Origin of the sequence: Georgenia daeguensis (assembly GCF_039537705.1) — a bacterium.
GTDB lineage: Bacteria > Actinomycetota > Actinomycetes > Actinomycetales > Actinomycetaceae > Georgenia > Georgenia daeguensis.
In genome coordinates, this window is the sequence record NZ_BAABBA010000013.1 from 84,792 (window position 1) to 107,842 (window position 23,051).

General features: G+C 72.9%; 19 protein-coding genes. 13 read left to right on the forward strand and 6 right to left on the reverse strand.

The features are described from left to right. Positions 1-40: 40 nt before the first annotated feature. Positions 41-1,486: a SulP family inorganic anion transporter gene (locus ABD774_RS13630; RefSeq protein WP_345042258.1), complete on the reverse strand. Its 1,446-nt coding sequence runs from the start codon at positions 1,484-1,486 to the stop codon at positions 41-43. Between the two features lie 354 nt (positions 1,487-1,840). Between ABD774_RS13630 and ABD774_RS13635 the strand changes: the two genes are divergently transcribed. Both ABD774_RS13635 and ABD774_RS13640 read left to right on the forward strand, forming a co-directional pair. After that, a complete protein-coding gene (locus tag ABD774_RS13635) occupies positions 1,841-3,070 on the forward strand; it encodes a serine hydrolase domain-containing protein (protein ID WP_345042161.1) in 1,230 nt (409 codons plus the stop codon). A gap of 13 nt (positions 3,071-3,083) precedes the next feature. Beyond that, positions 3,084-3,644 carry a putative glycolipid-binding domain-containing protein gene (locus ABD774_RS13640; protein ID WP_345042164.1) on the forward strand — a complete coding sequence of 187 codons (561 nt, stop codon included), beginning with the start codon at positions 3,084-3,086 and terminating at the stop codon, positions 3,642-3,644. Here the strand turns inward: ABD774_RS13640 and ABD774_RS13645 are convergent. Then, positions 3,608-4,219 carry a GNAT family N-acetyltransferase gene (locus ABD774_RS13645; protein ID WP_345042166.1) on the reverse strand — a complete coding sequence of 204 codons (612 nt, stop codon included), beginning with the start codon at positions 4,217-4,219 and terminating at the stop codon, positions 3,608-3,610. The two genes, ABD774_RS13640 and ABD774_RS13645, sit on opposite strands and share 37 nt — an antisense overlap. A gap of 363 nt (positions 4,220-4,582) precedes the next feature. Between ABD774_RS13645 and ABD774_RS13650 the strand changes: the two genes are divergently transcribed. The 11 genes from ABD774_RS13650 to ABD774_RS13700 all read left to right on the forward strand — a co-directional run bounded on the left by ABD774_RS13650 (position 4,583) and on the right by ABD774_RS13700 (position 18,629). Beyond that, positions 4,583-5,605: a LacI family DNA-binding transcriptional regulator gene (locus ABD774_RS13650; RefSeq protein WP_345042168.1), complete on the forward strand. Its 1,023-nt coding sequence runs from the start codon at positions 4,583-4,585 to the stop codon at positions 5,603-5,605. Further along, positions 5,602-6,582, forward strand: a complete 981-nt coding sequence (locus ABD774_RS13655) for a carbohydrate ABC transporter permease (RefSeq protein ID WP_486327314.1) — start codon at positions 5,602-5,604, stop codon at positions 6,580-6,582. Before ABD774_RS13650 ends, ABD774_RS13655 begins: the two co-directional genes overlap by 4 nt. After that, positions 6,582-7,409: a carbohydrate ABC transporter permease gene (locus ABD774_RS13660; RefSeq protein ID WP_345042173.1), complete on the forward strand. Its 828-nt coding sequence runs from the start codon at positions 6,582-6,584 to the stop codon at positions 7,407-7,409. The genes ABD774_RS13655 and ABD774_RS13660 overlap by 1 nt, the downstream gene beginning before the upstream one ends. 28 nt (positions 7,410-7,437) lie before the next feature. Further along, positions 7,438-8,727 carry an ABC transporter substrate-binding protein gene (locus ABD774_RS13665; RefSeq protein WP_345042176.1) on the forward strand — a complete coding sequence of 430 codons (1,290 nt, stop codon included), beginning with the start codon at positions 7,438-7,440 and terminating at the stop codon, positions 8,725-8,727. 195 nt (positions 8,728-8,922) lie between these two features. Beyond that, the gene (locus tag ABD774_RS13670) at positions 8,923-10,104 is read left to right on the forward strand and encodes an ADP-ribosylglycohydrolase family protein (RefSeq protein ID WP_486327315.1); all 1,182 of its coding nucleotides are present in this window, start codon (positions 8,923-8,925) and stop codon (positions 10,102-10,104) included. Next, on the forward strand, positions 10,101-11,456 hold the full coding sequence (locus tag ABD774_RS13675; RefSeq protein WP_345042180.1) for an ADP-ribosylglycohydrolase family protein: 1,356 nt from the start codon (positions 10,101-10,103) through the stop codon (positions 11,454-11,456). The genes ABD774_RS13670 and ABD774_RS13675 overlap by 4 nt, the downstream gene beginning before the upstream one ends. Continuing rightward, positions 11,453-12,406 carry a ribokinase gene (locus tag ABD774_RS13680; RefSeq protein ID WP_345042182.1) on the forward strand — a complete coding sequence of 318 codons (954 nt, stop codon included), beginning with the start codon at positions 11,453-11,455 and terminating at the stop codon, positions 12,404-12,406. Before ABD774_RS13675 ends, ABD774_RS13680 begins: the two co-directional genes overlap by 4 nt. Next, positions 12,403-14,388 carry an SUMF1/EgtB/PvdO family nonheme iron enzyme gene (locus ABD774_RS13685; RefSeq protein WP_345042185.1) on the forward strand — a complete coding sequence of 662 codons (1,986 nt, stop codon included), beginning with the start codon at positions 12,403-12,405 and terminating at the stop codon, positions 14,386-14,388. Before ABD774_RS13680 ends, ABD774_RS13685 begins: the two co-directional genes overlap by 4 nt. Beyond that, on the forward strand, positions 14,385-15,593 hold the full coding sequence (locus tag ABD774_RS13690) for a CaiB/BaiF CoA transferase family protein (protein ID WP_345042188.1): 1,209 nt from the start codon (positions 14,385-14,387) through the stop codon (positions 15,591-15,593). Before ABD774_RS13685 ends, ABD774_RS13690 begins: the two co-directional genes overlap by 4 nt. Beyond that, positions 15,590-16,417: an HpcH/HpaI aldolase/citrate lyase family protein gene (locus ABD774_RS13695; protein ID WP_345042190.1), complete on the forward strand. Its 828-nt coding sequence runs from the start codon at positions 15,590-15,592 to the stop codon at positions 16,415-16,417. The genes ABD774_RS13690 and ABD774_RS13695 overlap by 4 nt, the downstream gene beginning before the upstream one ends. 46 nt (positions 16,418-16,463) lie before the next feature. Then, positions 16,464-18,629, forward strand: a complete 2,166-nt coding sequence (locus ABD774_RS13700; RefSeq protein WP_345042192.1) for an alpha/beta hydrolase-fold protein — start codon at positions 16,464-16,466, stop codon at positions 18,627-18,629. Here the strand turns inward: ABD774_RS13700 and ABD774_RS13705 are convergent. The 4 genes from ABD774_RS13705 to ABD774_RS13720 all read right to left on the reverse strand — a co-directional run bounded on the left by ABD774_RS13705 (position 18,616) and on the right by ABD774_RS13720 (position 23,039). After that, on the reverse strand, positions 18,616-19,362 hold the full coding sequence (locus ABD774_RS13705) for a competence/damage-inducible protein A (RefSeq protein WP_345042194.1): 747 nt from the start codon (positions 19,360-19,362) through the stop codon (positions 18,616-18,618). The genes ABD774_RS13700 and ABD774_RS13705 overlap by 14 nt on opposite strands. A gap of 49 nt (positions 19,363-19,411) precedes the next feature. Next, positions 19,412-19,714: a DUF1540 domain-containing protein gene (locus ABD774_RS13710; RefSeq protein WP_345042197.1), complete on the reverse strand. Its 303-nt coding sequence runs from the start codon at positions 19,712-19,714 to the stop codon at positions 19,412-19,414. 89 nt (positions 19,715-19,803) lie between these two features. Continuing rightward, positions 19,804-21,489 carry a long-chain-fatty-acid--CoA ligase gene (locus ABD774_RS13715; protein WP_345042199.1) on the reverse strand — a complete coding sequence of 562 codons (1,686 nt, stop codon included), beginning with the start codon at positions 21,487-21,489 and terminating at the stop codon, positions 19,804-19,806. Between the two features lie 104 nt (positions 21,490-21,593). After that, positions 21,594-23,039 carry an amidase family protein gene (locus ABD774_RS13720; RefSeq protein ID WP_345042201.1) on the reverse strand — a complete coding sequence of 482 codons (1,446 nt, stop codon included), beginning with the start codon at positions 23,037-23,039 and terminating at the stop codon, positions 21,594-21,596. Positions 23,040-23,051: the final 12 nt, after the last annotated feature.

Genomic DNA, 23,051 nt, shown 5'->3' on the forward strand with positions numbered 1-23,051 from the left:
GACCGCGGCGCCGACCAGGGAGCCACATCGGGGTGCTCGGTCAGTGCGCGGCGAGGTGGCCGGCGAGGCGCCCGTGGCGCGCGGCGCTGGCCTCGTCGAGACCGATGATGGTGGCGGTCTTGCCCTTGGCGGCGTACTTGGTGGTGATCGCGTCGAGGGTGGCGACGGTGGAGGCGTCCCAGACGTGGGCGTCGGACAGGTCGATGACGACGTTGCCCGGGTCGCCGACGTAGTCGAACTGGTGGACCAGGTCGTTGCTCGAGGCCCAGAGGAGCTCGCCGCGGACGGCGTAGACGCGGGTGTCCTCGTCCGGGTGGGCGACGTCGACGACCTCGGTGAGGTGGGCGACCCGCCGGACGAACATCAGCGCCGCGACGATCACGCCGGTGACGACGCCGTAGGCCAGGTTGTTCGTGACCACGGTGACCGCGACGGTGGAGAGCATCACCAGCGTCTCGGACCGGGGCATGCGGCGCAGCGTGGCGGGCCGGACGGAGTGCCAGTCGAAGGTGCCGACAGAGACCATGACCATGACGGCGACGAGCGCGGCCATCGGGATGGTGGCGACGACGTCGCCGAGCCCGACGACGAGGATCAGGAGGAAGACCCCGGCGAGGAAGGTCGAGATGCGGGTCCGGGCGCCGGAGGCCTTGACGTTGATCATGGTCTGGCCGATCATCGCGCACCCGCCCATGCCCCCGAAGAAGCCGGTGACGATGTTGGCCACGCCCTGCCCCCAGGACTCGCGGGTCTTGTCGGAGCGGGTGTCGGTGACGTCGTCGACGAGCTTGGCGGTCATGAGCGACTCCATCAGACCCACCAGAGCCATGGCGACGGCGTAGGGGGCGATGATCTGCAGCGTCTCGAGGGTCAGCGGGACGTCGGGGACGAACAGCGCGGGCAAGGACTCGGGCAGCTCGCCCTGGTCGCCCACGTCCGGCACGTCGAGGGCGAACGCCACGGTGACCGCCGTCAGCACGACGATCGTCACCAGCGGGGCCGGCACCACGGTCGTGATCCTCGGCAGGAGCACGATGACGGCGATCCCGGCCGCGACCATCGCGTAGACGATCCAGGAGACCCCGGTCAGGTGCGGCAGCTGGGCGACGAAGATGAGGATCGCCAGGGCGTTGACGAAGCCGACCATGACGCTGCGCGGGATGAACCGCATGAGCCGCGCCACCCCGAGCACGCCGAGGAGCACCTGGACGATCCCGGCGAGGATGACGGTGGCGATGAAGTAGTCCATCCCGTGCTCGCGCACCACCGGGGCGATCACCAGCGCGACGGCGCCGGTGGCGGCGGAGATCATGGCCGGGCGCCCGCCGAGGAAGGCGATCGTGACGGCCATGGTGAACGAGGCGAAGAGGCCCAGCCGCGGGTCGACGCCGGCGATGATCGAGAACGAGATCGCCTCGGGGATCAGCGCCAGGGCGACGACGAGGCCGGCGAGGACCTCGGTGCGCAGCCGGCGCGGGTCGCGCAGCGCGCCGAGGACCGAGGTGACGTCCTCGGTGCGGGCGCGCCTGCGCTCCTCGGGGGTGAGCCGGGCGCGCGGGGCGGCAAGGGGTGAGGTCACACGGACTCCCAGGTCGGTGGGCGCACGACGACGCCCGGTGGTCAGGTCAGGGGCGGCGCACCGTCGCACCGGGAGTGGGGTGCCGGCGCAGGCGAGGGGGCAACGGCCGGCCCGCCAACTCTAACGTGACCCGAGAGTTGGTTCCGTGTGAGATGGACCAAACCGTCGCCGGCAGGACGACGCCGTCGGGGCGGTGCTGGCGCGAAAAAGAATCCGCCGGCGGGGCCCGGTGGGCGTGCTAGCGTCCGCCGGGAGGCAGAGATGGGTGTGACACTGGCCGTCGGCGCAGGCGCCGTGGCGCTCGCGGTGGCGGGCGTGCTGCTGGTCAGGCGCACGGCCCGGCGACCTTGGGTGCGTGCGCTCGCGGGTGGCGTCGTCGTGGTCCTGGTGCTCGCGGTCGGGCTGCAGGCCTGGGCGCGTCTCTCGCTCGACCGCTCCTCCGTGGCCCGTGCGCTGGTGTGGCTGGAGTCGGACACCGGCGACTGGCGCCGCTTCGACTCCCGGGCGGTGGCGGCCGGCGAGGAGACCCTCGAGCTGCGGGACGCTCCGGACGCGGCGATCCTCGGCTCCGACGTCGGCGGCAGAAGCCTCGAGGATCTGCTCGAGGACACGGGGTCGACGGCGTTCGTCGTGCTCCGGGACGAGGACGTCCTGGTCGAGGAGTACCTCGACGGATCCTCGGCGGAGGCGACCCAGACGTCGTTCTCGGTGGCGAAGTCCTTCCTCTCCACGCTGCTGGGCGTCGCGATCGACCGAGGCGAGATCCGCAGCCTCGACGACCCGGTCACGACGTACGTCCCCGAGCTGGCGGACCGGGACGAGCGGTTCTCCGAGGTCACGCTGCGCCACCTGGTCTCGATGTCGTCCGGCCTGCGGTACGAGGAGCGGGGCATGCCCTGGAGCGACGACGCCACCACCTACTACGCGCCCGACCTGCGCGCGGTGGCGCTCTCGGCAGAGGTCGCCGGGCCGCCGGGGGAGCGGTTCCACTACAACAACTACAACCCGCTGCTGACCGGGACGGTGCTCGAGCGCGCCACCGGCATGCCCGTGGCCGAGTACATGGCCGAGGTGCTCTGGGAGCCGATGGGTGCCGGGGCGGACGCCTCGTGGAGCATCGACAGTCCGCAGAGCGGCTTCGAGAAGATGGAGAGCGGCGTCAACGCCCGCGCCATGGACTACGCCCGGTTCGGTTACCTCGTCGCCCACGAGGGCGCGGTCGACGGCCGCGAGGTCGTCCCTGCGGCGTGGCTGCAGCAGGCGACGGCCGAAGACACCACGACCGACCCGGCCGCGCAGTACCAGTACGGGTGGTGGGTCGACGTCGAACGCGAGGGGCGTTTCTACGCCTGGGGCAACCACGGCCAGTACGTCTACGTCGACCCGGCCACGGACGTCGTCATCGTGAGGCTGGGGTCCGGGTACGGGATCGACCCGGACGCCTGGGTCGAGGTGCTCCGCGCCGTGGCCGACGACGTCGGGGCGGGCTAGGGAGGTCGTCGCGATGGAGCGCACGGTCAGGTCGGTGGCGTGGGAACGGACCGACGAGTGGGTCGGGCACAGCGCTGGGCGGATCGAGGCGACCCCGGGCGGGTGGGTGTTCCACGGCGCCGAGGTGCTTGTTGCGCCCGAGCCGAGCTCGTGCTGGTTCCGCGTCGAGGTCGACGAGGGGTGGGTGACAAGGTGTGCCGAGGTGCTCGGCGTCGGCACGTCCGGAGAGCGGCGGCTCCTCCTCCGGGCCGACCGCCGGTGGTCCCGCGACGGCGTGCGCGCGCCGGAGCTGGACGGGTGCCTCGACGTCGACGTCGCCGCCGCGCCCCTGACCAACACGCTCCCGATCCGCCGGCTGCTCGAGCTGCCGGTCGGAGAGGCCGTCACCATCCCCGTCGCCTGGGTGGACGTGCCGGAGCTGACCGTCGACCGGGTGGAGCAGACGTACCGCCGGCTCGGCCCGACGGACTGGGAGTTCCGGGACCCGGTGCACGGCCCGTTCCGGCTGAGCGTCGACGAGGACGGGCTCGTGCTCGACTACGAGGGGCTGGCCAGGCGCGTGCCGCCACGCTGAGCCCACTCGTCCCGGAGCAGCGCGTACCCCATGCCGTCGAGCCACCCGCGCGAGCGGTGCAGCGACTCCCGGACGGTGTAGAGCTCCCGGCGCATCCCGACGCGCTCCATGAGCCGCCACGACGCCTCGTTCTCCGCGAAGCAGTTGGCCATGACGCGCCGCAGACCGAGGTCCTCGAAGCACAGCCGGATCAGCTCGCGCACCGCCTCGGTGGCGTAGCCGCGCCCGGTGTGGTCGGGGTGCAGCGCCCACCCGAGCTCCGCCTGCACCGCCCGCGCCCGCTCGGCCACCTCGACCTGCGCCCAGGCGTCCTCGACGGCGACCATGAGGTCACCGATCACCTCGCCGGTGCGCTCGACGACCAGGGTCTTCGCCAGCGACTCCGGGTCCGCGAAGTGCTCGCGGTAGGCCTCGAGGGTGGCGGGCGCCCGCGTGAGCCAGTGGTTCACGGCGTCGAGCCGGCGGTACCGCCACGTCGCCTCGGCGTCGGGCGGGGTGGCCGGCCGGATCTCGAGGCGTTCTGTGCGGAGGGGCCAGGTCAGATCGGCGAGCGGGGACTGTGCGGGATCGGCCACGGAGACCAGCATGGCAGCCGGGCCGGAGTGCACGACGGGTAGGCGTGCGGGTGGACGACGCCGGCGTGGCTGCGTCATCAACACGGCCGGGTGGCCCCCTCCGCCGTTGCGCCATTCCGGGCGGCCGAGAATGCCCTGAGTGTCCATCCGCGCCCACGAACGGGCACTTGGGGCATGCTCGGCGCGCGAGGCGTCCCCGGCGCTGCACGGTGCACCCTGGACTGGATCACGATCTCGTCACGGCAGTTGACAACTCGCTCCGGTGCTGGAAACGTTTCCGCCTGCGGATGGAAACGTTTCCAGCACCGCTGCACGAGCACAGCGGACGACGACGTCGCCGCCTTCGACGAGGAAGGAGCCACGATGGTCAGCAGCCGCGCAACCCTGCCGCAGGTCGCCGAGCTCGCGGGTGTCTCCCTCGCCTCCGCCTCCCGCGCTCTGCACGGCACGGGCGCCAGCAAGGCCATGGTCGAGCGGGTCCGGGCGGCGGCGGACGAGCTCGGCTACCAGCCGGACCCCGCCGGCCGCACGCTCCGCATGCGCCGGACGTTCCAGATCGCCTTCGCGGTCGCCGACATCGGCAACCCCGTCTACGTCGAGATGATGAGCGCCATCCAGGGCGCCGTCGCCGACCGGGGCTACCGCCTCGTCGTCGCGGCCACCGGTGACACCGCGGCGTCGACCATCGACCTCGTGCGCGGCCTCGCCGCCGGGCACGTCGACGGCCTCGTCGTCTCGCCGCTCCGCATCACCGACGACCTGGTCAGCGAGCTGCGCGAGTGCACCGTGCCCGTGGTGGTCATCGGCCGCTCCCTCGAGGACGCCGGGATCAGCTCCGTCTCCACCGACTCGGCCGGCGGCATCGGCGCTGCCGTCGCGCACGTGCTCGCGCTCGGGCGGCGTCGCATCGGCTTCCTGAACGGCCCGACCGACACCACGCCCGGATCCGCCCGCCAGCGCGGCTTCGACGAGGCCGTCGCCGGCGAGAGGTTTGCCGCGGAGGTCGTCGACACCCAGACGGCCGACGACTTCACCGTTGCCGCCGGCGTCGCCGCGGCCCGCACGCTGCTCGGGCGGCACGAGGGCGCCCCGCTCGACGCCGTCGTCGCCGCGAACGACCTGCTCGCCATCGGAGCGATCAAGGCCGCCCGCGAGGCAGGGTTGAACGTGCCGGCGGACCTCGCGGTCACCGGCATGGACGACACCGAGATCGGGCAGGTCTACCAGCCGAGCCTGACCAGCGTGTCGTTGCGCTCGGCCGAGCGTGGCCGCCTGGCCGCCGAGCTCATGCTCCGTCTGCTCGACGAGCCGTCGAGCGGGCCCGCCACCGTCTTCGTCGAGCCTGAGCTCCGGGTTCGGGAGTCCACCCGAGAGGAGAAGCCATGACAGCGCCGTCCCTGGCCAGCGGGCGACAGCGTCCTCCCGTGCCTCGGCCGCACGACCCGGGCAACGGCCGGCGCGCCGGGAGGGTCAAGCTGGGCGGCGTCGGCCGCGCGCGGCGCCGGGAGGCCATCGGCCTCGTTCTGCCGTCGCTGCTGCCGGTCCTCGTCTTCTCCGTCGCCCCGCTGGTCGTCGGCATCCTGCTCGCCTTCACCGACGCACGCCTGGTGCGCAGTCCCGAGTACCAGTTCGTCGGCGTCGACAACTTCACACGGCTGTTCGACAACTCCTTCTTCTGGGAGTCGTTCCGCATCGGCATGGTGTGGGCCGTCTCGGTCACGCTCCTCCAGCTGGTCGCCGCCATGGGGCTGGCGCTGCTGCTCAACTCCGACCTGCGCCTCCAGGGCCTCACCCGCGTCCTGGCACTGATCCCGTGGGCGATGCCCCCGGTGGTCGTGGCGATCATGTGGCGGATGATCTACTCGCCGAACGCCGGGCCGCTCAACGCGTTCCTCGGCGCGGTGGGGCTGCCGGACAGCATCAACTGGCTGGGCAACTTCGACACCGCGCTGCCGGCCGTCATCGTCGTCGGGGTCTGGCTCGGCATGCCGCAGACCACGGTGACGCTGCTCGCGGGGCTCCAGCAGATCCCCACCGAGCTGTACGAGGCGGCCTCCATGGACGGCGCCAACGCGCTGCGCCGGTTCACGTCGGTGACGATCCCGAGCCTGCGCCCCATCGTCACCTCGATCACGTCGCTGAACTTCATCTGGAACTTCAACTCCTTCAGCCTCGTGTACGTGCTCACCGAGGGCGGCCCGGGCGGCAAGACGATGCTCCCGATGCTCTTCACCTACCTCGAGGCCTTCAAGAACCGGAACATCGGCTACGCGGCGGCGATGGGCGTGGTGCTCGTCGCGGTGGTCGTGATCCTCCTGGCCTTCTACCTGTGGTCGCAGTTCCGTGAGGAGAAGGAGAAGTGATGCGCGCCGCCATCAGACCCGCTCAGTACGTGGCGCTGTTCCTGTACATCCTGTTCCTCGGGTTCCCGCTTCTGTGGCTGATCTCGGCGTCGGTGAAGTCCTCGGCCGAGCTGAACTCCCTGTCCGTGAACCTCATCCCGCAGGAGTGGCACTGGGAGAACTTCTCGGAGGCGCTCGACCGCCAGGGGCTGGTCCGCTCCGCGGGCAACTCCGTGGTCGTCGCCCTGGTCTCCACCTTCCTCGTCATCCTCATCTCGCTGCCCGCCGCCTACGCGCTCGCCCGCTTCAAGGGGATGCTCCGCACCCTGGGCACCGGCTGGATCCTGGTCAGCCAGGTCTTCCCGGTGATCCTGGTGATCCTGCCGCTGTTCCTGATCCTGCGGACGATGCAGCTCACCGACTCCCTGGTCGGGCTGACCCTCGTGCACACCACCTACACGCTGCCGTTCGCGCTGTGGATGCTGCAGGGCTACGTCGCCGCCATCCCCGGCGAGCTGGAGGAGGCCGGCGCCATGGACGGGGCCTCCCGCCTCGAGGTGCTGCGCCGCATCGTCTTCCCGCTGCTCATGCCGGGCATCGTGGCGACGGCGATGTTCTCCTTCGTCTCGTCCTGGAACGAGTTCTTCTTCGCCCTCGTCCTCCTGCAGTCGCCGGAGAACTACACCCTGCCGATCACGCTGAAGATGTTCGTCGGCGGGGAGGGGAAGGTGGCTCTCGGCCCGCTCGCCGCGGGATCCGTCCTGGCCGCCATCCCGAGCATCGTCTTCTTCTCGATCATGCAGAAGAAGCTCACCGGCGGGCTCCTGTCCGGTGCCGTCAAAGGCTGACCCCACCCACACCGCTGAAAGGCAGACCATGAACAAGCGTGGCGCTTCCGTCGTCGCAAGCCTCACCGCCGGCCTCCTCGTCCTCACCGCCTGCGGCGGCGGGGGAGAGGACGACGCCGCAGCCGACCCCACCGGGCCCATCACCCTGGAGTTCCAGTCGCTCTCCGACCAGCCGGCGGCCATCGAGGCCACCGAGACCATCGTGGCGAAGTGGAACGAGGAGAACCCCGACGTCACCGTCGAGATCGTCCCCGCCGGCTGGGACGGCATCTACGACAAGCTGATCACCCAGTTCAACGGCGGCGCGGCGCCCGACATCATCCACTACGAGGCCGCCTCCATCGTTCCGTTCGCCCGCGACGGCTACCTCGCGGACCTCTCCGAGCACATGTCGGAGGACTTCGCCGCCGACGTGCCCGAGGGCATCATGAGCACCGTCACCGTCGACGACCAGGTGGTCGCCTACCCGACGGAGCTGCAGTCCTACATGGTCTTCGCCAACCGCACCCTGCTCGAGCAGGCCGGCGTCGAGATCCCCACCGGGGAGACCATGACCTGGGACGAGCTGCGCGAGATCGCCAAGGCCACCACCACGGACGGTGTCCACGGCCTCGGGTGGGGCCTGAAGAGCCCGACCGCCGCGTTCATGACCATGGGCCCGACCTTCGGCGGCACCTACTTCGACGGCACCGGCGCCGACGCCCAGCTCAAGGTCGACGACGGCGAGCTGGCCATCCCCGAGCTCGTCAACGCCATGAACACCGAGGACAAGTCGATCCTCCCGGTGACCCTGACCCAGTCCGGCTCGGAGGTCCTCGCGTCCTTCTACGCCGGCCAGATCGCCATGACGATCCAGGGCTCCTTCCAGGCCGCCAACATCGCCAACGACGCCCCGGAAGGACTCGACTGGGTCGTGCTGCCGCCGCTCGAGGGCCCGGAGGGCGCCGGCCAGGCGGCCAACCCGCAGACGCTGTCGGTCAACATCGACTCCGAGTACCCGGAGCAGGCCGCGGAGTTCCTCAACTTCTTCACCGAGCCGGAGAACCTCGCCGCCCTGAACGAGGCCGACGCGCTCATCCCCGCCTCCACCTCTGCGCAGGAGCTCATGGCGGAGAACCTCGGTGACGACGCCAACTGGAACACCGTCCTCTCCTCCGGTCAGCACATGACGGACGCGCCCTACCTGTTCGTCGACGCCTACGCCCAGTGGAAGGACACCGTCGCCACCCCGGCGTTCCAGCGGTACCTGGCCGGGGAGATCGACTCCGCTGGCCTGGCCGAGGAGCTGCAGGCCGGCTGGGACGAGATCACGGCCTGACCGCCACCAGCCCCGCGAGATGTCACGAGCTCGGTGAGATGTCACGAGCTGGTGGCGAGGGGCTAGGCGGTGGGCACCGGGGCCGAGCCGGTCCCGGTGCCCACCCCGGCGGCGCGGAGAGCCCACGCCGACCGCAGGACATCTCGACGAGCACGTGACATCTCACCGCCGCTGCTCGGCGCGGGAGTGAGCACGATGAGGGAGCAGAACGTGAGCTGGTTGGAAGACCGTGCGCTGGCCGTGATCACCGGCGCCGCCGTCGGTGACGCGCTGGGCGGAGCCATCGAGGGCTGGACGCCCGAGCAGATCGAGGAGCGCCACGGCGGCCGCGTCACCGGCGTCGTCGGCCCCTGGTACGAGAACTGGCGCGAGGCCCGGCCCATCGCGCCGTACCACAAGGGCGACGGGCACATCACCGACGACACCCTCATGACCCGGGCCCTCGTGGAGGTCTACGCCAGGCGGCGTGACCACCTCGACGCCTACGCCGTGGCCGAGGACCTCGTCCCGCTGATGATCGGCGAGCCCACCTGGATCCCCGAGCTCGAGACCACCGCCCTGCTCCTGCAGCGGGTCTTCCTCGCGGAGAAGTGGCTCGTCGCCCGCCTGCACTACGGGCACGTCGACCCCCGCGAGGCCGGCGTCGGCAACATCGTCAACTGCGGCGCGACCATGTACATGGCGCCGGTGGGGCTCGCGAACGCGGGTGACCCGCGCGCCGCCTACGCCGAGGCGATCGACGTCGCCGGTGCGCACCAGTCGAGCTACGGCCGGGAGGCCGCCGGGGTCTTCGCCGCCATGGTGGCCGCCGCGGTCGCTCCGGGCGCGAGCGTCGACGACGTCGTCGCCGTCGCCCTCGAGCTCGCCCACGACGGGACGAGGGCGGCCCTCGAGGCCGTCGTCGAGGCGGTCCGGGAGATCCCCGTGCCGCAGAGCGACGACGACGAGCGCGCCCTCGCCCGCACCGTCCGCGAGGCCGTGGCCCCGTACGACTCCGTCGGCCCCGAGTACCGGCAGATGTCCATGGACGCCCGCCGCCCCTCCCGCACGAAGTCCATCGAGGAGCTGCCCGTCGCGCTCGGCCTCCTCCTCGCCCACCGCGGCGACTTCCGCGGCGCCGTCCTCGCGTCGGTGAACTACGGCCGCGACGCCGACTCCATCGCCGTGATGGCCGGCGCGGTGTGCGCCGGGCTGGGGGGCTCCGACGTCGTCCCCGCCGAATGGCTCGACCAGATCGAGACCGCCTCGCGGATGGACATCCGTGCCACCGGCCGGCTGATGGGGGAGGTCGCCCGTGAGATCGCCGACCGCGACCGCGAGCGGACCCGCGCCCGGCTCGCCGCCCTCGAGGAGATGACGGCGGGGGAGCTGGCGTGAGACTGACCTGGGCCCAGCCCGAGGACTTGCTCGCCCACGAGCTGGTCCAGTCCGACGCCGAGGGCCGCGCGACCGCCGACGTCGCGGCCCGCTGGGCCGAGGAGGGCGGAGACGTCGTCCCGGCCGTCTCCGGCGCCTCTCCCGCGCCGGCCACGCCGGAGCTGCGCGCCCTGGCCCGCGAGCTCCTCGCCGAGCTCGCCGCCCGGCCCGCCGCCCCGGCCGGGCAGGAGCCCGACGCGTGGGACGAGATCGAGGCGCTGCTGCCGGCCGCGCCTCTCCTGCCCGCCGCGGACCCGGCCGACCAGCCGCGCCGCCTCCTCGGTGCCTGGACCGGCCGGGCCGCGGGCTGCCTGCTCGGCAAGCCCGTGGAGAAGATCCCGCGCGAAGGCATCGAGGAGATCCTGCGCGCCACCGGGCGCTGGCCCCTCGATCGGTACTTCACCGCCGCCGGCCTGCCCGACGACGTCGCCGCCCGCTGGCCCTGGAACCGGCGCAGCGCCCCGACGTCGCTGGGGGAGAACATCGCCGGGATGCCCGAGGACGACGACCTCAACTACCCGCTCCTCGCGCTCGACCTCCTCGAGAGGCACGGCACCGGGTTCACCACCGACGACGTGGCCCAGGCGTGGCTCGACAACCTCCCCGCCGGCCGCGTCTTCACCGCCGAGCGCGCCGCCTACCGCAACATCCTCGACGCCCGGCCGGTGCCGGAGACCGCCACCCACCTCAACCCGTTCCGGGAGTGGATCGGGGCCCTCATCCGCGCCGACGTCCTCGGCTGGGTCCGCCCCGGCGACGTTCGCGGCGCCGCCCGCCTGGCCTGGACCGACGCCCGTCTCTCCCACACCCGCAACGGGGTCTACGGCGCCATGTGGGCCGCCGCCCTGTGCTCGGCCTCGCTCGTGAGCGACGACGTCGAGCAGGTCCTCGACGCCGCCGGCACGGTCGTCCCGCCCGGCAGCCGGCTCGCCGGCGCCGTGCGCCGAGGCCGGGAGCTCGGCGCCGGCGAGGGCGACGTCGCAGCCGGCCTCGACGCCCTGCACACCGAGTACGGAGATCTGCACTGGGTGCACGTGCTCAACAACGCCGCGGTGATCGCCTACGCCCTGACGAAGGGCCGCGGGGACTTCGGCCGTTCCGTGGCGATCGCCGTCACGGCCGGCTGGGACACCGACTCCGCCGGCGCCACGGTCGGCTCCGTCCTCGGCGCGATGCTCGGCACCGAGGGCATCGGCGAGCGCTGGACCGGCCCAATCCGCGGCACCGTGGCGACGTCCCTGCCAGGCGGCGACGTCCGGCGCATCGACGACCTGGCGCAGCGCACGCTGCGCCTGCAGGAAGGAGCGCCATGACCGGCACCGTGGTGGTGGTCGGCAGCGCGAACGTCGACCTCGTCGTCGACGTCCCGCGGCACCCCGGCCCGGGGGAGACGATCCTCGGCGGGAGGCTGCGCCGCAGCCCCGGCGGCAAGGGCGCCAACCAGGCCGTGGCCGCCGCACGGGCGGGCGGTGCGGACACCTGGTTCCTCGGGGCCGTGGGGCGCGACGACGCGGCGGAGCTGCTCCTGGAGTCGCTGAGCGGCGCAGGAGTGCGCACCGACCTGGTCGCGCGGAGCGACGAGGCTTCCGGCACGGCGCTGATCTGGGTCACCGACGACGGCGAGAACGCGATCATCGTGGCCCCCGGCGCCAACGCCGAGGTTGCCGTCGACGACGCTGCCCGCGCCCGCCTCCCCGGCGCGGACGTCGTCCTCGCCCAGCTGGAGATCCCGCTGGAGACCGTCCTGGGTGCGGCCCGCGCCCGCCGCGACGGCGCACGGTTCGTCCTCAACGCCGCACCCTCCCGCGACCTGTCGCCGGAGGTCTGGGACGAGATCGACCTGCTCGTCGTGAACGAGCACGAGGCCCGCGACCTCGCGCCCGCCGGCGGCGCGCTCGGCGCCGCGGGCGCCACGACCGCCGGCGGCTCCGCCGCGGCCTCCACGCCCGCGCAGCTCGCCCGGGCCCTGCTGGAGAAGGTCCCCGCCGTCGTCATCACGCTCGGCGGCGACGGCGCTCTCGTCGCCGAGCGGGGCGGTGAGCCCGAGACGGTGGTCGCCCCGCCGGTCACCGCCGTGGACACCACCGGGGCCGGCGACACGTTCTGCGGTGTCCTGGCCGCCGCGCTGGCCGACGGCGCCACGCTCGTCGGTGCGGCTCGTCTTGCCGCCGCCGCCGGAGCGCTCGCCGTCACCCGGCCGGGCGCGCAGGCGGCCGTCCCCACCGCCGCCGAGACCGCCGACCTTGCGAGGGAGCACGCGTGACCTACAGCTTCGACCCGCTCGTCCCACGCCCGATCGACCGGCCCACGCCCGTCCCGCTCGACGCCGCGGACCTCACCACCCTCGACGAGGCCAAGATCTTCGCCGCCCCCGACGACCCCGCTGCCTGGCCCGCCTGGCGCGAACGCCTGCACGCCTGGCGCGCGGACGCCCGCGCCCGCCACGCCTACGACGGCTCCGCGTACGAGCGCCCGCAGGCACGGTGGGCCGCCCGCTGCTTCACGGTCGCCCAGGTGTGGCTGTGGGACGAGCTGCTGTACTCCTTCGAGGAGCACCGTTTCACCCCGGAGCGGTTCGTCGAGGACGCCCGCGAGCGGTTCGGCGGCCTCGACGCCGTCGTCCTCTGGCACGCCTACCCGGTCATCGGCATCGACGACCGCAACCAGTGGGACTACTACCGTGAGGTCCCAGGGCTCACCCAGCTGGTCGCCGACCTGCACGCCGCCGGCCTGAAGGTGTTCGTCGACTACAACCCGTGGGACACCGGCACCCGCCGCGGCGAGGACGACGTGACCGAGCTCGCCGACCTCGTGCGTGACCTGCCGGCCGACGGCGTCTTCCTCGACACCCTGAAGAAGGCCGACCCCGAGCTCGTCGACTCCCTCGAGCGCGCCCGGCCCGGCATCGTCCTCGAGGGCGAGTCGAAGCTCGCCGTCGAGCGCATCGTCGACCACAACGCGTCCTGGGCCCAGTTCTTCGCCGACAGCTCCGTGCCCGGCGTGCTGCGCGCCCACTGGTACGAGCGCCGTCACATGCAGCACCACATTCGCCGCTGGCACCGCGACCACGCCGAGGAGCTGCAGTCCGCCTGGCTTAACGGCGTCGGCGTCATGGTGTGGGAGGTGGTGTTTGGCGTCTGGGTCGGCTGGAACGCCCGCGACGCCGCCACCGTGCGCCGCATGGTCACCGTCCAGGGCGCCGCAGCCGACCTGCTGCTCGAGGGGGAGTGGACCCCGCTCGCGGAGATCGCTGCCGACGCGCACGCCGCCGGCGTCTACGCCTCGACCTTCGCCCGCGGCGGCGTGACGCTGTGGGCGCTGGCCAACCGCGGCGACGCCGCCTGGGCCGGCCCGCTGCCCGCCGACGGCACCGTGCTGGACCTGTTCGGGTCGGACGACGGCACCGTCACCGTCCCGGCGCGCTCCGTCGGCGCGGCCGTGGTCCTGGCGCCGGGGGCGACCGAGCCGGAGTGGCTGCCGGCGCTGCGCGAGCGCCTCGCGACGATGCCGTTCGACGACGACCCCCGGTTCCCGCACCGTCTTGCCCGCCGGGTGAGCCTGGCTGCGCCAGCGCCGGTTGCAGCGGACCGCGTGCCCGGGGACGCCGTGGTGGTCCCGGCGGGGGAGTACGTCCTGACCGTGCGCCACCGCGCACGCGAGACGGGCATGTACCAGGGCGCCCCCTACGTCGACGAGTGGAAGCCGCTCGTCCCGCGGCTGCACGACGCCCGCACCCTCGAGCGCGACGGGCGGCTGGACCGCCCGGCCGCCGTCGCCGCCGAGGAGGTCACCAACGCCGAGTTCGCCGACTTCGTCGCCGCCACGGGCTACCGGCCCAGTGTCTCCCACCGCTTCCTCGCCCACTTCGACGGCGACCGCCCGCCCGCGGGCCGTGAGGACGAGCCGGTCACCTTCGTCGACCTCGACGACGCGCGGGCCTACTGCGCCTGGCGGGGCGGGCGCCTGCCGAGCGAGGACGAGTGGCAGCTCGCCGCCGAGCGTGGCCTGCGCCGGGCCGCGCCCGAGGTGTGGAACTGGACCGAGAGCGAGCACAGCGACGGCCGAACCCGCTTCGCCATGCTCAAGGGCGGTTCCGCCTACGAGTGCGAGGGCTCGGAGTGGTACTTCGACGGCGGAGTCCGGGAACCGGCGTTCGCCGCCAAGCTGCTCGTGCCCGGGCTTGGCCTGGCCCGCTCGTCCAGCATCGGGTTCCGGTGCGCGTGGACGCTGGAGGAGGAGCGGTGACCGTCTCCCGTGACCCCGCCCGCGGCGCGCTGGCCGGCCTGAGGGTGGTCGACGCCTCCACGCTCTTCGCCGGCCCGCTCGCGGCCATGCACCTCGGCGACATGGGCGCCGACGTCGTCAAGGTCGAGCACCCGCGCAAGCCCGACCCCTCGCGGGGGCACGGCGCCGCCAAGGACGGGGTGAACCTGTGGTGGAAGACGCTGGGCCGCAACAAGCGGGCGGTCACCGTCAACCTCGGCTCCGACGGCGGCCGCGACGTCTTCCTCAAGCTGGCGGAGACGGCCGACGTCGTCATCGAGAACTTCCGCCCCGGCACCCTCGAGCGCTGGGGGCTCGGCTACGACGAGCTCTCCGCCGCCAACCCCGGCCTCGTCCTCGCCCGCGTCTCCGGGTTCGGCCAGGTGGGCCCGTACCGCACGCGTCCGGGGTTCGGCACCCTCGCCGAGGCGATGAGCGGGTTCGCGGCCATGACCGGCGAGCCCGACGGCCCGCCCACCCTGCCCCCGTTCGGGCTCGCCGACGGCGTCGCGTCCCTGGCGACGGCGTACGCGATCATGACCGCCCTGCACGCCCGCACCGCCACGGGGCGCGGGCAGGTGGTGGACGTGTCGATCATCGAGCCGATCCTCGCCATGCTCGGCCCGCAGATCACCCGGTGGGACCAGACCCGAACCGTCCAGCCGCGCACGGGCAACCGGTCCACGAACAACGCCCCGCGCAACACCTACCGGACCCGGGACGGGCAGTGGGTGGCGGTGTCCAGCTCCGCGCAGTCGATCGCGGAACGGATCATGCGGCTGGTCGGCCGCCCGGACCTGATCGAGGAGCCGTGGTTCGCGCACGGCCACCTGCGGGCCCAGCACGCCGACGTCATCGACGAGGCGGTCGGTGCCTGGATCGCCGAACGCACTCGCGCGGAGGTGGTCGCCGCGTTCGAGGAGGCGCAGGCCGCGGTCGCGCCGATCTACGACGCGCAGGACATCGTCGAGGACCCGCAGTTCCAGGCCCTCGGCACCATCCACGAGATCGAGGACCCCGAGCTGGGGGAGATGCGCATGCAGGGCCCGCTCTTCCGGCTCTCCGAGCACGACGGCGTCATCTCCTTCACCGGCCGCCCCCACGGCGCGGACACCGATGAGGTGCTCGGCGAGCTCGGGTTCACGGCCGAGCGCATCGCGGCCCTGCGCGCGGAGGGGGCGGTGTGAACCGGCTCGTCCTGACCCTGCTGTACGTGCCGGCGGACCGGCCCGACCGGGTCGAGAAGGCGCTGGCGTCCGGGGCCGACGTGGTGATCGTCGACCTCGAGGACGCCGTGGCGCCCGCGCACAAGGACCCGGCCCGCGCCGAGGCGCGACGGCTCCTCGCCGCGGTCCGGCGGCCGGTCCAGGTGCGGGTCAACCACGTGAGCACGCCGTGGCACGGGGAGGACGTCGCGATGCTCGCCGACCTGCCCGAGCAGGTCGGGGCACGGGTGCCGAAGGTCGAGTCGCCCGAGCAGGTGCGCGAGCTCGCGTCCGCACTGCCCGGGCGTTCGCTCCACCTGCTGCTGGAGTCCGCGCTGGGGGTGGAGCGGGCGTTCGAGATCGCGACGGCGTCGGGTCAGGTGGCCTCGATCGGTCTCGGCGAGGCGGACCTGCGCTCCGACCTGCGGCTGACCGACGACGCGGGGCTGGCCTGGGCGCGCAGCCGGGTCGTCGTGGCCGCGCGGGCCGCACAGCTGCCCTCCCCGCACATGTCCGTCTACCCGCACGTGAAGGACGCCGACGGGCTCACCGCATCGTGCCGCGAGGGCCGCGCGCTCGGCTTCCTCGGCCGCACCGCCATTCACCCGGCGCAGCTGGCCACGATCCGCGCCGCCTTCCGCCCGACCGACGCCGAGGTCGAGCGCGCCCGCACCGTCGTCGCCCGGGTCGGCGACGCGCGCACCGACGGGGTGGGCGCCATCGCCCTCGAGGACGGCACCTTCCTCGACGTCGCGATGGTCGACCAGGCCCGCGCGGTCCTCGCCCTCGCCGACCGGGCCGACTGACGGCCGCAATCACCCACCACCGCCGATGCACTCAAAGGAGAGACGCATGACCGTACCGTCCAGGATCCGCCGAACTCTCACCACGCTCGCCGCCGCGGCCATTGCCGGCGCGGGGGTGGTCCTCGCCCTTCCGGCGCTCGCGGTGGAGAAGGGCACCGTGCTCGGCGCTGAGGCACCCTCGGACGGCGTCGGGGTGATCGACTACAGCGTCTACCTGCCCGCCGGGTACGACGAGACCGACACGGACTACCCCACGCTCTACCTGCTGCACGGACGCGGTGACACGCAGGCCGCCTGGCAGCGCGTCGCCGGGGACCTCGACGAGATGATCGCTGCGGGGACGATCCAGCCCATGGTCGTCGTCATGCCGGACGCGCCCTGGAACGAACGCGGGAACTGGTACACCGACTCCCTCTACACCGGTGCGAAGAAGACCGGCGACGGCGCCGGCGTGCCGGTGGAGACGGCGTTCACGGAGGACCTCGTCGAGCACATCGATGCGACCTACCGCACCGTCGAGGACCGGTCCGCCCGGGCCGTCGGCGGGTACTCCATGGGCGGCGCCGGTGCCTTGCGGTTCGCCCTCGCGCACCAGGACGTCTTCTCGGCGAGCATCGTCCTGAGCCCGGCTGTGTACGTGCCGCAGCCGCCCGCCGACTCCTCGGCCCGCGACCACGGCGCGTACGGCGTCGGCCACAAGCTGTTCGACAAGGCTCGGTACGACGAGCTGAACTACCCGTCGGCTCTCGAGGCGCTGGACCCCACGTTGCCGGTGCACCTCTTCATCGCCGTCGGAGACGACGAGTGGGCCAATCCCGACCCCGCGGACGCCACTCACGACCTCGATTTCGAGGCCGCACAGCTCTACAACACGGCCCGGCGGACAGACGGCGTGACCGCGGAGTTTCGGGTCCTCGACGGGGGCCACGACTGGGACGTCTGGCAGCCCGCCTTCCGCGAGGCCATCACCGACGTCTCCGCGCGGCTGCGGACGTCACCGGCCGAGCCCTGGGACGCGGAGCTGCTCGGCACGGGGGGCGACGACCGCGCCGGCGGTGTCCTTCAGGTCGTCGACGGCGGCACGGCCCTCGGCCTCACGGTCGGCGCTGCGTACGCCGAGGTTCCGTACTCCGGCGGCACGGACGTCGTGATCGAACGTCGCTCGGCCGACGGCACGGTTGCGTGGCGTCACGCGCTGGCGACGGCGGCCAACGACCGCGCCTACGGTGTCGTCCCCGGCGCCGACGGCGGGGTCGTCACTGGTGGGTACACGCGTGGGAACCTCGACGGCGACCACCCGACCGGGGTGAGCGACGACGTCTTCGCCGCCGCGGTCGACGCCTCCGGCGCCCGAGTGTGGACCGTCCAGCTCGGCGATCCCGCAGCGGCCGACCGGGGCTACGCCGTCGCCTCCGACGGTGCGGGCGGCGCGTTCGTCGCGGGGTACACCAGCGGCAGCGTCGACGGCCCGAGCGCCGGCGACAAGGACGCTCTCGTCGCGTCCATCGGGCCGGACGGGGCACTCAGGTGGGCCACCCAGGTCGGCGGCCCGGGGGAGGACAAGGCACTGGCCGTCGCCGCCGCACCGGACGGCGGTGTGTACGTCGGTGGCGTCACGGGCGGTGCGATGCCCGGCGGCTCGCACGCCGGTTCGCTCGACGGCTGGACCGCGAAGCTGTCCACCACCGGCGACGTCGTCTGGCTCGACCAGCTCGGCACCGCCGAGCCCGACCAGGTCAGCGGCATGACGGTCCGCGCGGACGGGACGGTCGTTGTCGCCGGGCACACCGGCGCCCGGCTCGGCGCAGACGCGCACGGCGACAAGGACGCCTTCGTCCGGGCGTACTCGGCCGACGGGAACCAGCTCTGGACCAGCCAGCTCGGGTCCGCAGCGGACGACCGCGGCGCCGCCGTGGTGGCTCAGCCGGACGGGGCGGTGCTCCTGGTCGGGACGACCTACGGCTCCCTCGGCGGCTCCGTCGGCGGGGTCGACGTCTTCGCCGCCCGGCTCGACAGCGCCGGAACGGTGGGTGACGTCAGTCAGTTCGGCTCCAGCGAACGCGACGGCACCGACGAGTGGGACGAGGCGAACCTCTACGTCTCCGGTGCGGACGACGGCGGTGTGCTCATCTCCGGTCTGACCTTCGGAGCTCCTGACGGAAAGACGCGCGCGGGAGCTGGCGACGTGTTCTCCATGGTTATCGCCCCGTAGGTCGAACCGCGGTCGCGGCCCGGATCTCCTCGAGCCGGGTCACGGCGTCGTCCAGCACCGTCGGGTCGGTCCCGCGCACGACGATGTTGGTGCCGCGGATCTCACCCTCGCGGAAGGGGTAGGAGCCGAAGGTGACCTCGGGCATGGCCTGCGCGAGCTCGCGCAGCGGGGTGGCGATCCGGCCCTCGCCCACCTCGAAGCGCAGCTCGCGCGACAGGCGGGGGGCTCCGGCGTCGAGCGTGGGCAGAACGGTCCCGAGCATGTCGACGAAGATGCTCGGCACCCCGGCCATCACGTGCACGTTGCCGATGCTGAAGCCCGGGGCGCCGGTCCGGCCGTTGACGATGAGCCTGGCGCCGTCGGGGATGCGCGCCATCCGCAGCTGGTCCGCCGTCGGGGTCAGCCCGCGCTCGGCGAGCGCCCTCTCGAGGAGCTCCCGGGCGTCCTCGCGCACGTCGATCCCCACGCCGAAGGCCGCGGCGACGGCGTCGGCCGTGATGTCGTCGTGGGTGGGGCCGATCCCGCCGGAGGTGAACACGTGCGTGTGCGGCGCGCGCAGGGCGTTGAGGGCGTCGACGATGACGTCGTGGTCGTCGGGGACCACCCGGATCTCGCGCAGGTCGATGCCGACGCGCGTCAGCTCGTTGGCGAGGTGGTAGGCGTTCGCCTCGCGGGTGCGCCCGGAGAGGATCTCGTCCCCGATCACGAGGATGGCGGCGGTGGGGTTCGGCATGCCGCCACCTTAGAGGCGCACCCGTCGGGTGTGCCCGGCGCGGGCGGGGTCAGCGCGGTGAGTAGGTGAGGCAGTCCGCCGAGTCGCGGCCGGGGCCCACGCGCACGGCGGGGGCGGAGCACTCGAGCGACTGGTTGTGCACGCAGTCCTCGCGGGAGCACGCGCCGACGTGCGCGACCACCTTCTCCAGCCCGCCGTGGTGGGACAGCGGGATGAAGGTGGCGCACTGGGCGTCGGACCCCGCGCCGCTGATGGTGATCGCGGCGGCGTGGCAGTGCTCGTGCTCGTCGTTGTAGGAGCAGCCGGCGACCGAACAGGTCGTGACCGGGGGCAGGTCCATCACGGTCGACATGGTGACCTCCAGCAGGCGAAGTGAGGGAGATCACACTAGGCCGACCTCGGGCCGGCTGCCAGTGGTGCGGCGCGCCGACGTGCCCCGCCCTACAGCCGGGCGGGCAGCTCGTCGCGCACCTGCTTGCGCAGCACCTTCCCGAGCATCGACTTCGGCAGCGCGTCCACCGCCACCACTCGCCTGGGCACCTTGTAGCGGGCGAGCTGGTGGCGGCAGTGCTCGCGGACCGACTCCTCGTCGAGCGTGGCGCCGTCGGCCAGGACGACGACCGCGACGATCGTCTCCCCGCCGTCGGCCTGGGGGACCCCGACGACGGCGGCGTCGGCGACGTCCGGGTGGGTGCGCACGGCCTCCTCGACCTCGCTCGGCGAGACGTTGAACCCGCCGGTGATGATGAGCTCCTTCGCGCGGTCGACGATGGTGGTGAAGCCGTCGGCGTCGACGGTGACGACGTCCCCGGTGCGGAGCCACCCGCCCGGCAGGAGCGCCTGCGCCGTCGCCTCCGGGTCCTGCCAGTAGCCCTGGAAGACCTGCGGCCCGCGGACGAGCAGCTCGCCCGGCTGGCCGGGGGCGACCTCGCGCGAGGGGTCGTCGACCTCGACGACCAGCATGTCGGTCGAGGGGAACGGCACGCCGATGGTGCCGGTGCGCCGGTGCTCGTTGAAGGGGTTGCCGAACGCGACGGGGGAGGACTCCGTCATCCCGTAGCCCTCGACGAGCTTGCCCCCGGCGACGGACTCCCACAGCTCGACGACGTCGTCGGTCAGCGCCATCGCCCCGGAGATGCAGAACTTGGCGCTGCGCAGCGACACCCCGCGCTGCCTCGCCGCCTCCGCCGTCTTCCGGTAGATCGGCGGAACGGCGGAGAAGACGGTCGGCGGGGTCTTCCGCGCGGCCTTGAGGACGAGGTCGACGTCGGGGGTCGGGAACAGGACGAGCAGGCTCTGCTTCAGGATCCCGAAGGTGAGGTAGATGGTCATCCCGAACGCGTGGAACATCGGCAGGATGGCGTAGTTGACCTCCTTGCGCTGCCGCGCCCCGACCATCCACGCCGCGCCCTGCAGGGCGTTGGAGTAGAGGTTGAGGTGGGTGAGCATGGCGCCCTTGGCCCGGCCGGTGGTGCCGGAGGTGTACTGGACGACGGCGAGGTCGTCGACCGACGGGCGCGGGTGCCGCCTGCTGATCCGGCGGCCGGAGACGAGCTCCTTCCACGGCATCGCACCGGGTGCCCGGGTGGTCAGCGCCCTGCGCTTCCTGCGCACGGACCCGAGCGGCAGACGCAGAGCCGCGCGCAGGGTGGCCGGGAACTCGTCGAGGAGGTTGACGGCGACGACGTGGTCGATCTCGACGTCGTCGGGAAACTGCTCGATCTTGGCGACGGCGGAGTCCCAGGCGATGACGACGCGGGCGCCGTGGCTCTCGAAGAGGTGGCGCAGCTCGCGTGAGGTGTAGAGCGGGTTGTGCTCGACGACCACGGCGCCCAGGCGCAGCACCGCGTAGAAGGCGACCACGTGCTGTGGGCAGTTGGGCAGCACCAGGGCGACGCGGTCGCCGTGACGCACCCCGAGCCGGCGCAGGCCCTCGGCGGCGCGCTCGACCATCTCGCCGAGCTCGGCGTAGGTGTGGCGCCGGCCGAAGAACTCGGTGGCCGGGTGGCGGCCGCCCTCCTTGACGGCCCGCTCGAACATCTCGACCAGCGAGGTGGTCGGCAGCTCGATCTCGGCGGGGGTCTCGTGGTGGTAGTAGCGGACCCAGGGGCGCGGCGTCGACGGCATGGTCCGATTCTGTACCTACGGAACCGTAACCGCAGCATGGCCCGGGGGGTCGGGTGTGGGGAGCCGATGACTTCTGGTGCGGCTCCCCACACCGATGGCGCTTCCTAACGCCGGGCCGTCTCGGCGACCGCGTAGAACGACGGCGTGATCGGCGCCGAGACATCGTTGCGTGCCTCGATCACCCGCCCGGCCTGGAGCACCAGGTCCTCCCGGAACTTCTGACCGACCAGCTGCACGCCGATCGGGAGCCCGTCGCCCCGTGACACCGGAACGGACAGACCCGGGAATCCGAGGAAGGCCAGTGACATCATCGGCCACTGCGCGTTGATGACCTGCTCCATGCGGTCGACGTCCTGGACGTCGGCGTCGATCTCGAACGTCCGCTCGGCCGAGACGGGAGTCAGGAGCACCTGGAAGTCCTGGAGGAACAGCTGCAGCGACCGCATGAGCGTGCCGCGCCGCCCGTACCCCCTGACGTAGGCGTCCAGGCCGAAGTCGCTGTGCATCCGCTTGGTCACGGCGAACTGGAGATCCGCGGACCTGCGGATGGCGTCGTCGCCGTGCTCCTCGATGAGCCGGCCGAGGTCGTCGAACTCGACGCCCTGCACCAGCTGCCACCAGAGCCGCCACGCCTCGGCGAAGAGTGGGAGCTCGACCTCCTCCACCTCGTAGCCGGCGTCCTGGAGCCAGCCCGCCGCGGTGGTGATCGCGGCATCCACCGCCGGGTCGAGCGAGGCCACCCCGACGTCGCGAAGCACCGCGGCCCGGCGGCGTCCCCGGGGCAGACCCTGGAGCGGTACCGGCACGTAGGAGGGGTCGCGCGGGTTGGGGGCGGCCATGGCCCGCAGGCCGAGCTCGACGTCCGCCACGGTCCGCGCGATCGGACCCTCGACCTCCATGAGCTGGGTGCCCAGCAGCATGTCGGTGTCCCAGGGGCCGTACCAGTGCGGCACCCGTCCCGGGGTCGGGCGGAGACCGACCACGCCGCAGGCGGCGGCGGGGTAGCGGATCGAGCCGCCGATGTCGTTCCCGTGCCCGATCGTGCCCATGCCGGTGGCGGTCGCCGCCGCCGCGCCGCCGCTGGAGCCGCCGGGCGTCCGCTCGCGGTTCCAGGGGTTGAGCGTCCGGCCGTGCAGCTGGTTGTCGGTGAACCACCGGATGGAGAAGGACGGGGTGTTGGACCGGCCCACGAAGACAGCGCCGGCAGCCCGGAGGTTCTCGATGTGCGGGGCGTCGACCTGAACGACGGCGTCGCGGAACGCGGCCACCCCGTTGGTCGTGGCACGCCCGGCCTGGTCGCTGTTGATCTTCGTCGTCACGGGGACCCCGTGGAGGGGGCCGAGCAGCTCGCCGGACCGTCGTCGGGCGTCCGCCTCGTCCGCGGTGGCGAGCGCGTCGTCCGTCAGGACCTCCGCCAGCGCGTTGACGACCGGGTTGACCTCCTCGATCCGTCGGAGCGTCGCGGCGACCGCCTCGCGCGAGCTGATCAGGCCGTTCCTGATGGCGTCGGCCGTCTGGACGGCCGACCATTGCCAGATCTCGTCGGGCACTGTGGTGTTCCT

Excerpts from the sequence above, each read along its gene's own strand:
- ABD774_RS13650 (WP_345042168.1), top strand. The coding sequence starts at position 4,583 with ATGGTCAGCAGCCGCGCAACCCTGCCGCAGGTCGCCGAGCTCGCGGGT.
- ABD774_RS13710 (WP_345042197.1), bottom strand. The coding sequence starts at position 19,714 with ATGTCGACCGTGATGGACCTGCCCCCGGTCACGACCTGTTCGGTCGCC.
- ABD774_RS13680 (WP_345042182.1), top strand. The coding sequence starts at position 11,453 with ATGACCGGCACCGTGGTGGTGGTCGGCAGCGCGAACGTCGACCTCGTC.
- ABD774_RS13715 (WP_345042199.1), bottom strand. The coding sequence starts at position 21,489 with ATGCCGTCGACGCCGCGCCCCTGGGTCCGCTACTACCACCACGAGACC.
- ABD774_RS13655 (WP_486327314.1), top strand. The coding sequence starts at position 5,602 with ATGACAGCGCCGTCCCTGGCCAGCGGGCGACAGCGTCCTCCCGTGCCT.
- ABD774_RS13635 (WP_345042161.1), top strand. The coding sequence starts at position 1,841 with ATGGGTGTGACACTGGCCGTCGGCGCAGGCGCCGTGGCGCTCGCGGTG.
- ABD774_RS13640 (WP_345042164.1), top strand. The coding sequence starts at position 3,084 with ATGGAGCGCACGGTCAGGTCGGTGGCGTGGGAACGGACCGACGAGTGG.
- ABD774_RS13705 (WP_345042194.1), bottom strand. The coding sequence starts at position 19,362 with ATGCCGAACCCCACCGCCGCCATCCTCGTGATCGGGGACGAGATCCTC.
- ABD774_RS13670 (WP_486327315.1), top strand. The coding sequence starts at position 8,923 with ATGAGGGAGCAGAACGTGAGCTGGTTGGAAGACCGTGCGCTGGCCGTG.
- ABD774_RS13660 (WP_345042173.1), top strand. The coding sequence starts at position 6,582 with ATGCGCGCCGCCATCAGACCCGCTCAGTACGTGGCGCTGTTCCTGTAC.
- ABD774_RS13700 (WP_345042192.1), top strand. The coding sequence starts at position 16,464 with ATGACCGTACCGTCCAGGATCCGCCGAACTCTCACCACGCTCGCCGCC.
- ABD774_RS13665 (WP_345042176.1), top strand. The coding sequence starts at position 7,438 with ATGAACAAGCGTGGCGCTTCCGTCGTCGCAAGCCTCACCGCCGGCCTC.